Here is a 14,153-nt window from a genome sequence, read left to right on the forward strand (position 1 = left end):
CTCAGTCCCTGTCCCTGCCGAGCAGTTGTGCCAGGTCCAGCTTGCCGTCCGCGACCCGGCCGGCGAGCAGGCCGAGCGCGCCGAACACGACGACCAGCAGGAACGCGGTGAACCCGCCGAACGCGGCGGCCAAACCGAGAGCGAGCCCGGTGAGCAGGCCCAATGTCGTGCCACTCATGGATTTCTCCTTACTGGGAAGGGAGCCGCTGCCTCGCGTGGCAAGGCAGCGGCTCCGGTCGCGTTCACTGAACGCGGCTGGTCTCGGGTTCGCCGTCCTCGTCCTCGCCTGGCAGGTTGATGTCGTTGACGTTGATGTTGACCTCGACCACCTCGAGGCCGGTGATCTGCTCGATCGCGGTGATCACGTTGCGGCGCACGGTCTTGGCCAGGTCGCTGATCGGCACGCCGTACTCGACGACGATTTCCAGGTCGACGGCGGCCTGCTTCTCGCCGACCTCGACCGACACGCCCTGGCCGACGCTCGCCGACGCACCGGGGATCCGGTCGCGGATCGCGCCGAGCATCCGCGCGGTGCCGCCACCGAGCGCGTGCACGCCGTTGACCTCACGGGTCGCGAGGCCCGCGATCTTCTGCACGACGACGTCGGCGATCGTGGTGCTGCCGTCCTCGGTGACCAGGCCGCCCGAACGCTTGGCCAGTGCGTTGCCCGGCTCAGAGCCCTGGGTCTTCTGGCCCGGCGTCGTCTTCTCAGCGGTGGAGTTCGTCATTGTCGTTCGTCTCCGTCTCGTCTGTTCAGGGGCTGGGATCCGGCCCCGTACTGGCACATCGGATAGACCCGGGGTGTGGTCGGTTCGTCACGCATCGGATCTGTGACGACTGTCGCGTTTGAACGCCGTGCGGTCGACGTCGGTGACCACGATCTCCAGTCGCGCGGTCGCCAGCTCGGTCCTGGCCAGCACCGGGCGGATCACGGCGTTCGCCTTGCCGAGCAACGCGGGCAGCGGCAGTTTCGTCGCAACGACCTGAACGCGGACAAGGTCTTCGCCGATCTCGACGGCCAGGCTGTCCCAGTCCCACGGCACCCAGGACGCGGCGGACACGGTCGACGGCGTCGACGGCCGCAGACCGTCCACTTTGCTCAGAGCGGCCAGGATCTCCCGGGTCAGGTCTTGCCTCGCTGTCACGGTGTCCGCCTGGGTACGTCGATGTCGAAGATGGAGACCAGCACCGACCTGACCGCGAGACCGGTGGCGGTGCGGACGTCCTTGGTGACCGCGGCCTGGACCAGCCGAGCGGTCACGGCGGCCTGGTCCTGGCCGGAGATGGCGATGCTGACCTCGATCGCCGCGCTGCCGTCCGGCTCGAACCGCACCCTGACCCCTTCGGTCGGCGCTGGATCGAGGCCTTTCACGCGCTGGCGGGCCAGCCGGGCGACGGAGCCGGCGAGGTCGCTCAGGCCGGGCTGCACGCGCACTCCGGACACGCCGTTGGCCGCGTTCACCGCGACCGCGGCGACGACCGAGCCCGATACAACGCTCTCGAACACGCACACTCCCTCTGTCACGTGTCAAACACATCGGCGACGACGATGTCCAGCCTGCTCAGCCGGACGCCGATCCGCGCCGACACCGCGCTCGTCACCCGTTCGCGCACGAGGTCGTACGCCCCGGCGGTCAGACCGCGGTAGCTGACGGCGATGCTCAGTTCCACTTCGACGCTGTCCGCCGAGTCGGATTGGCGGACCTTGCACCGGCGGGCCCGGACTCCCTCGACCGTGTCGGCGGCGAACCGCAGCACCGAGGCGATCGCCTGTGCGCTGATGCGAGCTTCGTTCGGGTCCTGGCTCGGCAACGGCAGCATGTCCCGCCGCCTGCTGTCCGCGCGGACCGCCGACATGATCCGCCCGACCAGGTCAGCCGGCGGCTCGACCGTCTCGCTCGCCAGCTCGTCGACCGCCGCGCGCAGCGCGCGCAGGCTCTCCCGCACGGCACGGCAGTGCGGGCAGGACCGGTCGTGCTCGTCGGCGTTCCCGGCGTCCACAATGGTCAGCCGATCCCACACGGTCTCCACATCGCGGCCGCACGGCAGCATGTAGTCCGCGTCGTTCATCGCCATGGCGCCATCACCTCCGCCAGTTGCGCGCGGGCACGCGATATTCGCCCGCGTACCGCCTGCGTGGTGGTGCCGAGCGTCTGCGCGATCTCGTCGTACGACCGGCCGTGCACTTCTCTCAGCAGCCAGCAGGCTCGCTGTTCCGGGGTGAGTCCGGTCAGCGCCTGGCCCAGTGCGGTCATCTGTTCGCTTACCTCCGCCGCGTGGTCGGGCCGTGTCCGTGTGCTGGTGGACTCGTGCTCGTCCAGCTCGACGTCGGCTTGTGGCCGCCGTGCACGGATCACGTTCAGACAGCGGTTGGTGGTGGTCCGGTACAGCCAGCCGACGAAGGCCCGGTCCTCCTGCAGTTGCGCCAGCCGCCGCCACACGGTGAGGAAGACCTCCTGGACCGCGTCCTCGGCGTCGCTGGTGCTGCCCAGCATCCGCAGCGCGAGCCGGTACATCGGCCCCTGGTAGCGCCGCACAAGAGCCTCGTAGGACTGCATGTCCCCGTCCCGCGACCGTGCCACCAGCGTGGCGTCGTCGAGGTCGGCCTCTGTCTGGGTCACCATCCTCCCGCGTCCCTCCTCCGACATGCCTTCTCAGATGCCCTGACACAGTTCGCGCCGAAACGTCACGCGACTGCCATCATCAGGTCGGGTGAGCACGGTCACCCGGATTAGTCCCCGATCGGGCGTGACGGTCGTGTCGCGCCGGGGTCCATACGGGTGTTGACCCCGCAGGACAGGGAGGAAGCCATGGCTCTGGACGACAAGATCACCGGGAAGGCCAAGGAGGTCGCGGGCAAGGCGACCGGCGACGACGAGCTGGCCAACGAAGGCAAGGCCGACCAGCTCAAGGCGAAGTTCCAGGACGCTGTCGAAGACGTCAAGGACACCGTCGGCGGGATCGCCGACAAGGTCAAGAACAAGCTGGCGAAGTAGGGGCGGTTTCGGACACGCAGGCGGGGCATCCTCGGGGGATGCCCCGCCTGCTCGTTCCTGTCGTGGCTACGTCTGCGGTGTGCACGTGGAGCGCGTCCGCACTCCGTCGCCGCTCAGGCCAGTGACTCCAACCAGGCCCGGTGCAGGGCCGCGAACTCGCCCCTTCCTTCGGCCACCAGGTCCGCTGGGGAGCCGTCCTCCACTATCCGGCCGCCTTCCACCACCAGCACCCGGTCCGCGATCAGCACGGTTGACAGCCTGTGCGCGATGATCAGTGCTGTTCGGTCGGTCAGCACCGTTTCCAGTGCCGCCTGCACTGCTCGCTCTCCCGGTACGTCCAGGCTGGATGTCGCCTCGTCGAGTACCAGTACTGCCGGGTTGGCCAGCAACGCCCGGGCGAACGCGACCAGCTGGCGTTGACCTGCGGAGAGCCTCCCGCCTCGCTTGCGGACGTCCGTGTCGTAGCCGTCCGGGAGGGCCGCGATGAACTCGTGGGCGCCGACGGCTGCCGCCGCCGATTCGATCTCGCCACGGGTCGCCGTCGGTCTGCCGATGGCGATGTTGTCCGCCACCGACCCGGAGAACAGGAAGTTCTCCTGGGTCACCATCACGACTTTCGAGCGCAGGTCCTCGTCCGCCGCGTCCCTCAGGTCCACTCCGGACAGCCGCACCGACCCCGCTGTGGGGTCGTAGAAGCGGGCGACCAGCTTCGCGATCGTGGACTTGCCCGCTCCGGTCGCGCCGACCAGGGCCACTGTCTGTCCTGCCGGGATGGTCAGGTCGAACCTCGGCAGCACCACCGGGCTGTCCTTGCTGTACCGGAACTCCACCTGGTCGAACTCGATCGCCCCGCCCGGTGGCAGCGGCTTCGGGTTCGCCGGTTCGAGCACCGTCGGCTTCTCCTCGAGGACCCCGGAGATCTTCTCCAGCGCCGCGCTCGCCGACGCGTAGGAGTTCGCCACCTGGGCCAGGTCGTCCAGCGGGTCGTAGAAGCGGCGCAGGTACAGGGTGAACGCGGTCAGCACGCCGAGTTCCATGCTCCCACCGGTCACCCGCCACGCGCCGACGCCCAGCACGATCGCCAGCGAGAGGTTGCCGATGAACCGGACGCTCGCCGCGAAGACCGCGACCGCGTTGATCGCCGAGTAGTTCGCGTCCCGGTAACTGGCGTTCTCGGTCTCCATGATCGATTCGTTGCGGTGTTCCCTGCGGAAGGCCTGCACCGCGCGGATCCCGTTCATCGTCTCGACGAACTGGACGATCACCTTGGCGATCGCGCCGCGTGTTCTCCTGTACGCGCGGCCTGAGGTGCGGCGGAACCAGCGCAGCGCAAGCACCAGCGGGACGAACCCGGCCATCACGACCAACGCCAGTGGTACGTCGAGGATCAGCAGCAGCGCGCCGATGAAGACCAGCGACAGCACCGCGTTGAACATGTTGTCCAGGCTGTCCTCGAACAGTTTGCCGATCGACTCCATGTCGGCGGTCAGCCTGGAGATGACCTTGCCGGACGTGTAGGACTCGTGGAACGACAGGGAAAGCCGCTGCACGTGCCGGAAGAGCCGCGCTCTGAGGTCGAGCAGCACGTTCTGGCTGATCCGGGCCGACAGCCGCAGGAACGCCATCAGCAGCAGGGAGTTGGCCACCGCGCTGGCCGCGTAGCCGCCGATGCACCAGGCGAGGACGGACGTGTCGCCGTTGATCGCCGCCGGGATGCCCCGGTCGATCGCCGCCGCGATCAGCAGCGGGCCTGCCAGCGAGGCGAGGTTCTGCAGCACCACGAGCGCCAGTGCCGCCGACGACACCAAGAGGCGGGGGCGGATGAGCGAACCGAGCAGCCCGCGGGAGCGGGCCTGCAGCTTGGCGCCGACCGCGGTGCCGAGGTCGTTCACTTCCTCGGCGGCCACACCGCGCCACGAATCCTCGTCGCTCACGCCCTCACCCCCTCGGTCTCCTCTTCCGATGTGGACAGCAGCTTCCGGTACGCCTGGTTGCCTGCCAGCAGTTCCGAATGCGTCCCGACAGCGGCGATCCGGCCGTCGGCGAGCATCGCGACCCGGTCGGCGAGCTGGACCGTGCTCGGCCGGTGCGCAACGACGAGCGCGGTCACGCCGGACAGGACTTCGCGCAGCGCGCGCTCCACCTCGGCCTCGGTGTGCACGTCCAGAGCCGACAGCGGGTCGTCCAGTACCAGGATCTCCGGTTTGCCGACGATGGCACGGGCCAGCGCGAGCCGTTGCCGCTGCCCGCCGGACAACGACAGGCCCTGCTCGCCGATCCGGGTGTCCAGGCTCCACGGCAGCAGTTCGACGAACTTGTCCGCCTGCGCGATCCGCAGTGCCTCCCAGATCTGGTCGTCGGTCGCGTCCGTCGAACCCAGCGCGATGTTCTCGCGCACGCTGGCCGAGAACAGCACGGGTTCCTCGAACGCCATCGACACCAGCGTGCGCAGGTCCGCCAGCCGCATCTCGGCGATGTTCACGCCGTCGACGGTGATCCGTCCGTCGGTCACGTCGGCGAGCCGGGGAACCAGCGCGGTCAAGGTGGTCTTGCCCGAGCCGGTCGCGCCGACGAGCGCGACGGTCTCGCCCGGCCGGACCTCGAGGTCCACCCCGCGCAGGATCTCCGCGCCACCCTCGGCGTGTCTGAAGTGGACGTTCTCGAACCGCAGCAGTCCCGCTGCCGGGGCCACCGGTGCCTTCGGGTCGGGCGGGTCGGCGACGGTGACCGGTGCGTCCAGCGCTTCGAAGTAGCGGTCGGCAGCCGCGGCGGTCTGGTTGGTCTCGGCCAGCAGCCAGCCGATCGAATCGGTCGGCCACCGCAGGTACGCCGCCACGGTCACCGCGGCGACCAGCGTGCCGACGGTCATCGTGCCGTCGACGATCCCGGACGTGCCGACCAGCAGCTGCCCGGCGATGCCGATCTCCGGCAGCAGCACGATCGCGCCCCACAACAGCGACTGGATCCGCACCTTGCGCAGTTCCGTGCCGCGCAACAGCTTGGCCTGCGCCAGGAAACGGTGTGCCAGGTGCGGGCCGCGGCCGAACGCCTTGAGCACCCGGATACCCAGCGCGGACTCCTCGACCGTGGTGGCCAGGTCGCCGTCCTGGTCCTGCGCGAGCCGGGCGACCACCTTGTACCGGCGCTCGAACACCGTGGAGATCGCGATCAGCGGCAGCGCGGAGACGAGCACCGTCAGCCCGAGCCAGAAGTCCAGCGTGAACAGCACGACCAGGCCGCCGATCAGGGTCAGGCTGTTGACGACGAGGAAGATCCCGACGAAAGCGAAGAAACCGCGGATAGTGGACAGGTCCGCTACCGCTCGGGAAAGCAGTTGCCCGGACTGCCAGCGGTCGTGGAACGCCACCGGCAGCCGCTGCAGGTGCGCGTAGAGGTCACGGCGCATCCTCGCCTCGATGTGCGTGGTCGGCCGGGCGAGCAGCTTGCGGCGGCAGTAGAAGAACCCGGCCTCCGCGAGACCGAACAGCGCCACGCCCGCGACCGGCCAGAGCAGACCGGTCGTCTCGCCCCGCGCGATCGGGCCGTCCAGGATGCTCTGGATCATCAGCGGGATGGTCAGGCCCGCAGCCATCGCGCAGATCGTGGCGATCATCGCGAGGATCAGGTAACGGCGCCACGGCCTCGCGTAAGGGCCGAGGCGCCGGACGGATCGATAGGCCGAGCCGGATTGCTCCGCCTCCTCCATCGCATGCCCCCAAACTTCTCGATGCCAGCCTTTGACGTTACAAAGCAACGCCGGAAGGGCGCACCCGAATTTCCGGACCACCGCCATCTTGCGACCTCAAGTTCACTGGAGGTCAAATTTGCGGCTGATCGAGCTGTACAACCCACTGGGCGCGTGACCGTGTCTCCCTGATCGTGATGGTTCTCGACCGAACGACCCCGCGGGTACGGCCGCACGCGACGGACTTGTTCGTCGTCGGTTGCTACGTGCTCGCCGCGGTGCTGCTCTACAGTCGCATGTGGACAGATCTGGGGGCTGCCTACCTGACCAACAGCGGCCACGACCAGAACATGTTCGAGTGGTTCTTCGCTGTCGCCGCGCACTCGCCCGGCGACGCGCTGACCAGCACACTGCAGAACTTCCCGCTCGGCGTGAACATGATGGCCAACACGTCGATGCTCGGACTCGGCATCCCGCTCGCGCCGGTCACCTGGCTGTTCGGCCCGGGCGTGACGTTTCTCGTCGTGCTCACCGGTGGCGTCGCGGGCAGTGCCGCCGGGTGGTACCTGATGATCTCCCGGCACCTGGTGGACAGCCGGATCGGCGCGGCGATCGGCGGCGCGTTCTGCGCGTTCGCCCCGCCGATGATCACGCACGCCACCGCACACCCGAACTTCACCGCGTTGTTCGTGCTGCCGTTCGTCGTTTCCCGGGTGATCCGGCTGGCGCGTGGGGAGAGCTTGCTGCGCAACGGTTTCATCCTCGGCCTGCTGGTCGCCTACCAGGTCTTCCTCGGCGAGGAGCCGTTGCTGATCGCCGCGACCGCACTGGTCGTCCACGGCCTGGCCCGGCCGTCGGTGCTGAGTGCGCACCTGTGCAAGGGCATCGGCTTCGCGGGGCTGGTGGCTGGCGCGATCGCGGCCTACCCGTTGTGGCAGCAGTTCTTCGGACCGCAGAGCTACAGCAGCATGGGACACGGCGGCGCCGGCAACGACCTGGCCTCGATGACCGCGTTCGGCAGCTACTCCGTCGCCGGTGATCCCGACGTGGCGGGGCGGATCTCGATCAACCCGACCGAGGAGAACGCGTTCTTCGGCTGGCCGCTGGTCATCCTGGTGGTCGTCCTGGCGATCTGGCTGTGGCAGGTCGCGGCCGCCCGAGCGCTCGTGATCACCGCGGCGGCGATGGCCGTGCTGTCGCTCGGCTGGCTGCTGAAGGTGAACGGCGAGGACATCTGGCTGCCGTTGCCGTGGCTGCCGTTGTCCCAGTTGCCGCTGTACGACTCGTTGCTCGGCGCCCGGTTCGGCATGGCGTGCGTCCCGGTGATCGGGGTCCTGCTCGCCATGGCGTGCCAGCGGATCATCACACTCGCGGCCAACGCCACGCACATCCCGTTGCGGCTGTTGTGGTTCGGCACGCTCGTCGCGGTGCTGCTGCCGATCACGCCGACGCCGTTGCCTGCTCATCAACGCCCCCAAGTGCCCGCGTACTTCGCCGAGGGCATGTGGCGCGAGCACGCCGGGCCTGGGCGGTCGGTGGTGACGGTGCCGCTGGCGAGTCCCGGCAACTCGGAGCCGTTGCACTGGCAGACTGAAGCGGGCATGGGGTTCCCGCTGGCCGAGGGCTATTTCGTCGGGCCGGGCCGCGGTCGCGAAGGCCACTACGGCGCGGTGCGGCGGCCCACCTCGGAGTTGTTCGACGCGATCGCCCGAGGTGAGCGGCGCGTGGTCGGGCAGGCCCAGCGCCGGCAGGCCGAGGCCGACCTGCGGTTCTGGCGAGCGGGCGTGGTCGTGCTCGCCCCACATCAACGACAGGACGAACTGCGCGAAGCGTGCGAGGCGCTGTTCGGTCCCGGTAGCTACCGTGGAGGGGTCTGGACATGGTCGATGTGACTGGGGTCACACAACCGATTTCGCTGTCAGCACTGTCCTCCAGGCGAAGGGGGTGGGCTGTGCGAGCGTCAGACGAAGAGCATTACACCGAGTACGTGACGGCCCGACTGCCCGCGTTGCGCAGGATCGCCTACCTGCTCTGCGGGGACAACCATCGTGCCGACGACATCGTGCAGAACGCGATCACCAGGTTGTACGTGCATTGGCGCAAGGCCCGCGCCGCCGACAACCTCGACGCCTACGTACGCACGATCGTCGTCCGGACATTCCTCAACGAGCAGCGCACCGGCTGGTTCTCCCGCACGCGCGTGGTCGACGAGATGCCGGAGGCGTCCCAATCCGGGCCGGACGTGGAGACCAGCCAGGTCCTGCACGCCGCGTTACGCCGGGTGCCGCCCAAGCAGCGGGCCGTCCTGGTGCTCCGCTTCCTCTACGACATGTCGGTCGCCGAGGTCGCAGGTGCGTTGCACTGCTCCGCGGGAAACGTCAAGAGCCAGACCTCGCACGGGCTGGCCGCGCTCCGAAAACAGCTGGGTGACCATACGTTGAACCTGTTGGGTGGGAGGTGACGAGCATGAACCACGACGAGGACGAAGGCAGGCAACTGCTCGCGCCGTTGCGTGCCGTCGAACCGGACATCCGGACCGGCGTGGACATCGCCAAGGCCAAGCAAGCGGGCCGCCGGACCGGCAGGCGCCGGGTGATCGCCGGTGTCGCCGCTGCCGCCAGCCTCGCGGTGCTGGCCGCGCTCGGTGTGCCGACGGTGGTCAGCAACCTGTCGGAGCAGGTGTCACCCGCGAACATCAAAGGCGACTTGTTCAAGCAGCTGGTCGAGGTGGGTACTCCTGGCGGGTTCACGCCGCAGTCGTACATGAGCACGCCCACCTACCAGGTTGTCGTGCTGAGGCGTACCGACGGCGGCGAAGGTACGGCGGTCGTCGAGGTCCTCCGGCCTGGCGTCGCTCCCGGCGATGCGGAGAAGCGCCAAGCCGCCCCGGACGTCAACGGCGGGAAGGCCTACTGGACAGGCTACGACCTCGGCATCCTCATGTGGAAGTGGCCAGGTGAGGGGTACGCGACGGTCCACTCGGACGCGCTGTTCCCCGACATCAAAGACCGGTTGCACCACATCGCGCAGGCAGTGCGGCCCGCCGCCAAGCCGATGTCGGTGCCGTTCACCGTGCCACGCGACGACTCTCTGACGGTGCGCTCGATCTCAGCCCACGTGGGACAGGCGACGGCGTCGGCGTCCTTCACCCACCTGACCCAGGCCGGACCGTCGTCGGTTTCGGTGGTGCTGGCGCCGACGGAGAAGCCCATCCAGACTCCTTCGACCGTCGGCGGCCGACCGGCCTGGGTCGAGCCGAACGCGGTCAAGATCCCGGACGTGGTGCCGGGCTACATGCTGGCGGTCACGACCGACGCCATGCAGGGCGAAGGCGAGTACCTCGTGCGGCTGGCGGAGAGCGTCCGGCTCGTGGACGACGTGAACGACCGCGGGACCTGGCCGTCGGGCGTCTGGCGCTGAACACGCCGGTGGGGGTGTTCCAGCTGGAACACCCCCACTGGCGTTTTGCCTGCTAGCCCCGGTTGGAGCGGACGCCGAGCAGGACGTCCTCCCACGCGGGCACCACCGGGTGGTTCTTCTTCTTGCCGCGCCGGGGCGCCGGCTTGTCCTTGGCCGCGTCGGGCTTGGCCTCCGGCTCCGGGACCAACTCCTCCTGCACCGGCTTCGTCGCCGCCGCGGGTGCGGGCTCCGGCTGGGCGGCCGGAGCCGGCTCCACCACCGGCTGCGGTTCCGGGGCCGGCGGCTGCTGCGCCGCGGGCTCGGCCTGCGGCTGCGGGGACTGGGTCTCGGGCTGGGCCCGCTCCGGTTCCGGCTGCTGGTACACCGGCTGCGCCACGTGTGCGGCAGCGGGCTCGGGCTGCTGGTACACCGGCTCGGGCTGGGCCTGGGGCACCGGCTCAGGCGCGGGCTCCGCGTGCGCCGGCTCCTGCGCGGGCTGCGGACGCTGCGGCGCCTCGACCGCAAGCGCTTGCCTGGCCAGCTCGGTCACCGGCCGGACAGTCCGCAACGACCTGCTCGGGTTCGGGTCGAGCAGGTCGTGCGCGTGGTCGTCGAGCGGGGTGACCGTGCCGCCGTGTGCTCCGGGGTGGAAGGACCAGTGGGCGTGGTTGTCCGAGCGGCCCGCCGTCCAGCGCAGCTGGACGACCCACTTGTTCTCCTCGTTCTTCCACGAGTCCCAGACGCCTTCCGAGTACTCCTGGCCGCGCAGGCCGAAGGCGTGCGCGCAGATCTCGCCGAGCGTCTGCACGTCCGGCCCGTCCTCGCGGACCGGGTGGGCGCGCTGGGCCAGGTCGGCCGTGCGGGATCGTTCGAGCAGGACCGGGTAGGCGAACCGTTCGACCTTGTCCTCGGGCAGGCCGGACGCCTCGGCGACCTGTGCGACGTTCTCACCCGCGCGGATGCGGGCCTGGATTTCACGTGGGCGCATCTGGCTCTCCAGCTCGATTTCGATCTGGCCGAGTCTGGTGACGTCGCCACGGGCGGCCGCACGCAGCCGCTCGTCCGCCGGCAGTTGGAAACGCTCGCCACGCATCGGGTCTTCGAGGATGACAGTCCTGCCATCCTCTCCGAGCCCGACAACCCGTAGCGCGCGCACCTCAAGCCTCCCGAATGACTTCACCTCGCTGACTTTGTGACGTTATTACGGCGCGTCCGCTTGACGGCGGAGGCGCGCCGCGCCTCAGCGAGATACTCACCACCGATCTTCCCGCATCCACAGCGAAATCGCACTCCCTTAGTTCCTACTTTGGTTGGGCAGAAGGGAGGAAAGCGAGTTCGGTCACGTGCTGGACGAAGGTCGGTGGCCGGTGGGTGCCGAATCGGGGTGCGGTGGATCTCCTTGGCAACCAGTCACTTCACGGTGTGTTCATCGGCTTGTGCGTTGACGTGCGGTGGGTTGCGCCGGTGACAATGATCATTTTCGTTGTCACTGTTCGTGATTCGGGGGCATCGGCCCGCTGTAACGGTGTTCCGCGGAGTGGCCAGGTCGGCCGGGCCCGCCGACGGCGGCAGGTCGATCCGCAGGTCCAGTCCGCCGGACGGCCGGGCCGCCACGCCGATCGACCCGTCGTGCGCCTTGACCACCGAACGCACGATCGACAGGCCCAACCCGGAGCCGCCGGACGTGGCCGTCCGCTCCAGCCTGCGGAACGGCTCGAACAGCCCGGGCAGCGCGTCGACGGGCACCTTGGGCCCCGTGTTGACCACGCGGACCGCGGGCGAATTGCCCACTTCGACGGTCACCGACCCGCCGTCCACGTTGTAGCGGATCGCGTTGTGCACCAGATTGGTGATCAGGCGTTCGAGCAGCACCGGGTCACCGGCGACGGTCCGCGGCCGGATGGTCTTCTTGATCGTCACGTTGTGCTGGTCGGCCATGCCGATGCAGCCGACCAGCACTGTCTCGGCCACCTCGTCCAGGCGTACGGGAACGCGGCCGCGCAGCCCGCGGTCACTGCGCGCGAGCACCAGCAGACCCTCGATCAGGCGCTCGCTGCGCTCGTTGGTGGCCAGCAGGTGCGTGCCGAGCCGCTGCAGTTCGGGCGGGGCGGCCGGGTCGGCCATGGCGACTTCGACGAGGGTGCGCTGCACGGCCAGCGGCGTCCGCAGCTCGTGCGAGGCGTTGGCGACGAACCGGGTCTGGCTGTCGAACGCCGACGCCAGCCGGTCGAGCATCCCGTCGAACGTCTTGGCCAGCTCTTTCAGCTCGTCGTCCGGGCCGTCCAGGTGGATCCGCCGGTCCAGGCTCTCCGCGCCGAGCCTGCGCGCGGTCGCCGTGATCGTGTGCACCGGGCGCAGCACCCGGCCGGCGATGTACCAGGACGCGAACACCGCGATCGCGCCCGCGACCAGCAGCGCGATCGCCGAGGTCAGCAGCAGGTTCTGCAACGTCGACGCCCGGTAGTCGGTCGCCGCGACCTCGATGGTCTGCTGGACCGGCGTGGGCACCCGCTGGATCGCGATGCCGGTGCCGTCATCGGGGTAGACGCCGGAGAGGGACGTCGGCGACATCGTCGTGGCGAACGACGCGGGCTGCGGGATCAGGCCCAGCACCAGCAGGTAGTTGATCACCACGAGCACGATGCCGACGCCCATGAACACCACGCCGTAGATGACCGTCAGGCGTGTGCGGACCGACCAGCGCTTCATCGGAGCTGGTACCCCGCGCCGGGCAGCGTCTCGATCACCGGTGGGTCACCGAGTTTGCGCCGCAAGGTCATCACCGCCACGCGGACCGCGTTGGTGAACGGGTCCGTGTGCTCGTCCCACGCCTTCTCCAGCAGGTCCTCGGCGCTCACCACGGCACCTTCGGCCCGCATCAGCACTTCGAGCACGGCGAACTCCTTCGGCGAGAGAGCCAGGTGCCTGCCCTCGCGGGACGCCTGGTGGCGTGGCACGTCCAGGGTCACGCCGGAACGCTGGAGCACCGGGGGCAGCGCGGGCCGTGCGCGGCGCGCGAGCGCCTGCACCCTGGCGACCAGTTCGTCGAAGGAGAACGGTTTCGTGAGGTAGTCGTCGGCTCCCAGCCGCAGGCCCGCGACCCGGTCGGTCACGTCGCCCGCGGCCGTGAGCATCAACACCCTGGCCTCGCCACCCGCGTTCACGAGCGATCGGCACACATCGTCGCCGTGCACCTTCGGCAGGTCGCGGTCGAGGACCACGACGTCGTAGCTGTGCACGTGGACGCGTTCGAGTGCCGCGTCGCCGTCGTAGCAGACGTCCACCGCCATGGACAGCCGCCGCAGTCCCTCGGCCAGGGCGTCGGCGAGCAGCCGCTCGTCCTCAACGACCAGTACTCGCATGCGGACAGTGTCGCCGATCTGCGGTTAAGCGCGAGATAAGCGCTTTCGCTTAGCGGGTCCGAACAGGCCGGTGCCTAGAAATGGGCACCGGCGGGTCCGGGCTGTCGGGGGCCGGGCCCGCCGGGCGAAAGGAGATCACATGGGAGCCAAATGGCGGCTCGCCGCGGTGACCGGGTTGCTCGTGCTGGCGACGGCGTGCGGCAGCAGCGACAACGGCGGCGACAAGGTCGCGTCGCTCGGCGACAACGGCGGTGACAAAGGCGCCGCGCAGAACAGCGCCAACGACGGCAAGACCGACGAGGACAGGTTTCGGGACTACCGGAAATGCATGCGTGAGCAGGGCGTGGACATGCCCGAACCGAAGGCCGACGGCTCTGCGGAAGCGATGGAGTTCAACGAGTCCAAGGTGCAGCAGATGGAAAAGGCCGGCGAGGTGTGCAACAAGATCCTGCCCAACGGCGGGAAGCCCAAGCCGCTGTCACCCGAGGAACTGGACAAGCAGCGCCAGCAGGCCAAGTGCATGCGTGAGCACGGCGTGAACATGCCGGATCCCGACCCGAACAACCCGGGCATGGGCATCACCCTCGAGGCGAACGGCGACAAGGAGAAGATGGACAAGGCCTTCAAGGAGTGCGGCTTGGGTGTCGCGGTGGGCGGCCGAACGGGCGGCGGCAATTGAGCGAGCAAGGACCACAGCGGCTGCGCAGGCGG

At 69.1% G+C, this 14,153-nt stretch carries 16 protein-coding genes; 5 read left to right on the forward strand and 11 right to left on the reverse strand.

Features of this window, described 5'->3' with window-relative positions; all coding sequences use genetic code 11:
* Position 1: 1 nt before the first annotated feature.
* The 6 genes from AOZ06_RS57565 to AOZ06_RS03165 form a co-directional block, all read right to left on the reverse strand.
* Positions 2–178 carry a hypothetical protein gene (locus tag AOZ06_RS57565; RefSeq protein ID WP_169798839.1) on the reverse strand — a complete coding sequence of 59 codons (177 nt, stop codon included), beginning with the start codon at positions 176–178 and terminating at the stop codon, positions 2–4.
* A 64-nt stretch (positions 179–242) separates the two neighbouring features.
* A complete protein-coding gene (locus tag AOZ06_RS03145; RefSeq protein WP_054288022.1) occupies positions 243–728 on the reverse strand; it encodes an Asp23/Gls24 family envelope stress response protein in 486 nt (161 codons plus the stop codon).
* Between the two features lie 87 nt (positions 729–815).
* Positions 816–1,145: a hypothetical protein gene (locus AOZ06_RS03150; protein ID WP_054288023.1), complete on the reverse strand. Its 330-nt coding sequence runs from the start codon at positions 1,143–1,145 to the stop codon at positions 816–818.
* Positions 1,142–1,507 carry an Asp23/Gls24 family envelope stress response protein gene (locus AOZ06_RS03155; protein ID WP_236952057.1) on the reverse strand — a complete coding sequence of 122 codons (366 nt, stop codon included), beginning with the start codon at positions 1,505–1,507 and terminating at the stop codon, positions 1,142–1,144. Before AOZ06_RS03155 ends, AOZ06_RS03150 begins: the two co-directional genes overlap by 4 nt.
* Positions 1,508–1,521: 14 nt before the next feature.
* A complete protein-coding gene (locus AOZ06_RS03160; RefSeq protein WP_054288025.1) occupies positions 1,522–2,076 on the reverse strand; it encodes an anti-sigma factor family protein in 555 nt (184 codons plus the stop codon).
* Entirely contained in the window at positions 2,067–2,624 is a 558-nt protein-coding gene (locus AOZ06_RS03165; RefSeq protein ID WP_218921925.1) for an RNA polymerase sigma factor, read from the reverse strand. Before AOZ06_RS03165 ends, AOZ06_RS03160 begins: the two co-directional genes overlap by 10 nt.
* Positions 2,625–2,810: 186 nt before the next feature.
* Here AOZ06_RS03165 and AOZ06_RS03170 point away from each other — a divergent pair, with 186 nt between their 5' ends.
* Entirely contained in the window at positions 2,811–2,996 is a 186-nt protein-coding gene (locus tag AOZ06_RS03170) for a CsbD family protein (protein ID WP_054288027.1), read from the forward strand.
* A gap of 113 nt (positions 2,997–3,109) precedes the next feature.
* Here the strand turns inward: AOZ06_RS03170 and AOZ06_RS03175 are convergent, their stop codons facing one another.
* On the reverse strand, positions 3,110–4,930 hold the full coding sequence (locus AOZ06_RS03175; protein WP_083471477.1) for an ABC transporter ATP-binding protein: 1,821 nt from the start codon (positions 4,928–4,930) through the stop codon (positions 3,110–3,112).
* Positions 4,927–6,702 carry an ABC transporter ATP-binding protein gene (locus AOZ06_RS03180; RefSeq protein WP_054288028.1) on the reverse strand — a complete coding sequence of 592 codons (1,776 nt, stop codon included), beginning with the start codon at positions 6,700–6,702 and terminating at the stop codon, positions 4,927–4,929. The genes AOZ06_RS03175 and AOZ06_RS03180 overlap by 4 nt, the downstream gene beginning before the upstream one ends.
* Before the next feature lie 176 nt (positions 6,703–6,878).
* Between AOZ06_RS03180 and AOZ06_RS03185 the strand changes: the two genes are divergently transcribed.
* Genes AOZ06_RS03185 through AOZ06_RS03195 form a run of 3 tightly spaced genes read left to right on the forward strand, consistent with a single transcriptional unit; the run spans position 6,879 to position 10,101 of the window.
* Positions 6,879–8,573: a hypothetical protein gene (locus AOZ06_RS03185; RefSeq protein WP_054288029.1), complete on the forward strand. Its 1,695-nt coding sequence runs from the start codon at positions 6,879–6,881 to the stop codon at positions 8,571–8,573.
* Between the two features lie 59 nt (positions 8,574–8,632).
* Complete coding sequence (locus AOZ06_RS03190; RefSeq protein ID WP_054288030.1) at positions 8,633–9,142, forward strand: SigE family RNA polymerase sigma factor; 510 nt, start codon at positions 8,633–8,635, stop codon at positions 9,140–9,142.
* Positions 9,143–9,147: 5 nt separating this feature from the next.
* A complete protein-coding gene (locus tag AOZ06_RS03195) occupies positions 9,148–10,101 on the forward strand; it encodes a hypothetical protein (RefSeq protein ID WP_054288031.1) in 954 nt (317 codons plus the stop codon).
* A gap of 52 nt (positions 10,102–10,153) precedes the next feature.
* Here AOZ06_RS03195 and sepH read toward each other — a convergent pair whose 3' ends face one another.
* The 3 genes from sepH to AOZ06_RS03210 form a co-directional block, all read right to left on the reverse strand.
* Positions 10,154–11,236 (reverse strand): septation protein SepH, encoded by a 1,083-nt coding sequence (gene sepH, locus AOZ06_RS03200; protein WP_054288032.1) that lies wholly within the window; start codon positions 11,234–11,236, stop codon positions 10,154–10,156.
* Positions 11,237–11,490: 254 nt separating this feature from the next.
* Positions 11,491–12,789: a sensor histidine kinase gene (locus tag AOZ06_RS03205; protein WP_063809951.1), complete on the reverse strand. Its 1,299-nt coding sequence runs from the start codon at positions 12,787–12,789 to the stop codon at positions 11,491–11,493.
* Positions 12,786–13,442, reverse strand: coding sequence for a response regulator transcription factor (locus AOZ06_RS03210; protein WP_054288033.1), 657 nt, complete (start codon positions 13,440–13,442; stop codon positions 12,786–12,788). Before AOZ06_RS03210 ends, AOZ06_RS03205 begins: the two co-directional genes overlap by 4 nt.
* A gap of 139 nt (positions 13,443–13,581) precedes the next feature.
* On the opposite strand from AOZ06_RS03210, the gene AOZ06_RS03215 reads away from it, so the two are divergent.
* Positions 13,582–14,121, forward strand: coding sequence for a hypothetical protein (locus tag AOZ06_RS03215; protein WP_054288034.1), 540 nt, complete (start codon positions 13,582–13,584; stop codon positions 14,119–14,121).
* Positions 14,122–14,153 lie beyond the last annotated feature (32 nt).

This window comes from Kibdelosporangium phytohabitans (genome assembly GCF_001302585.1).
In the GTDB taxonomy this organism is placed as follows: Bacteria; Actinomycetota; Actinomycetes; order Mycobacteriales; family Pseudonocardiaceae; genus Kibdelosporangium; species Kibdelosporangium phytohabitans.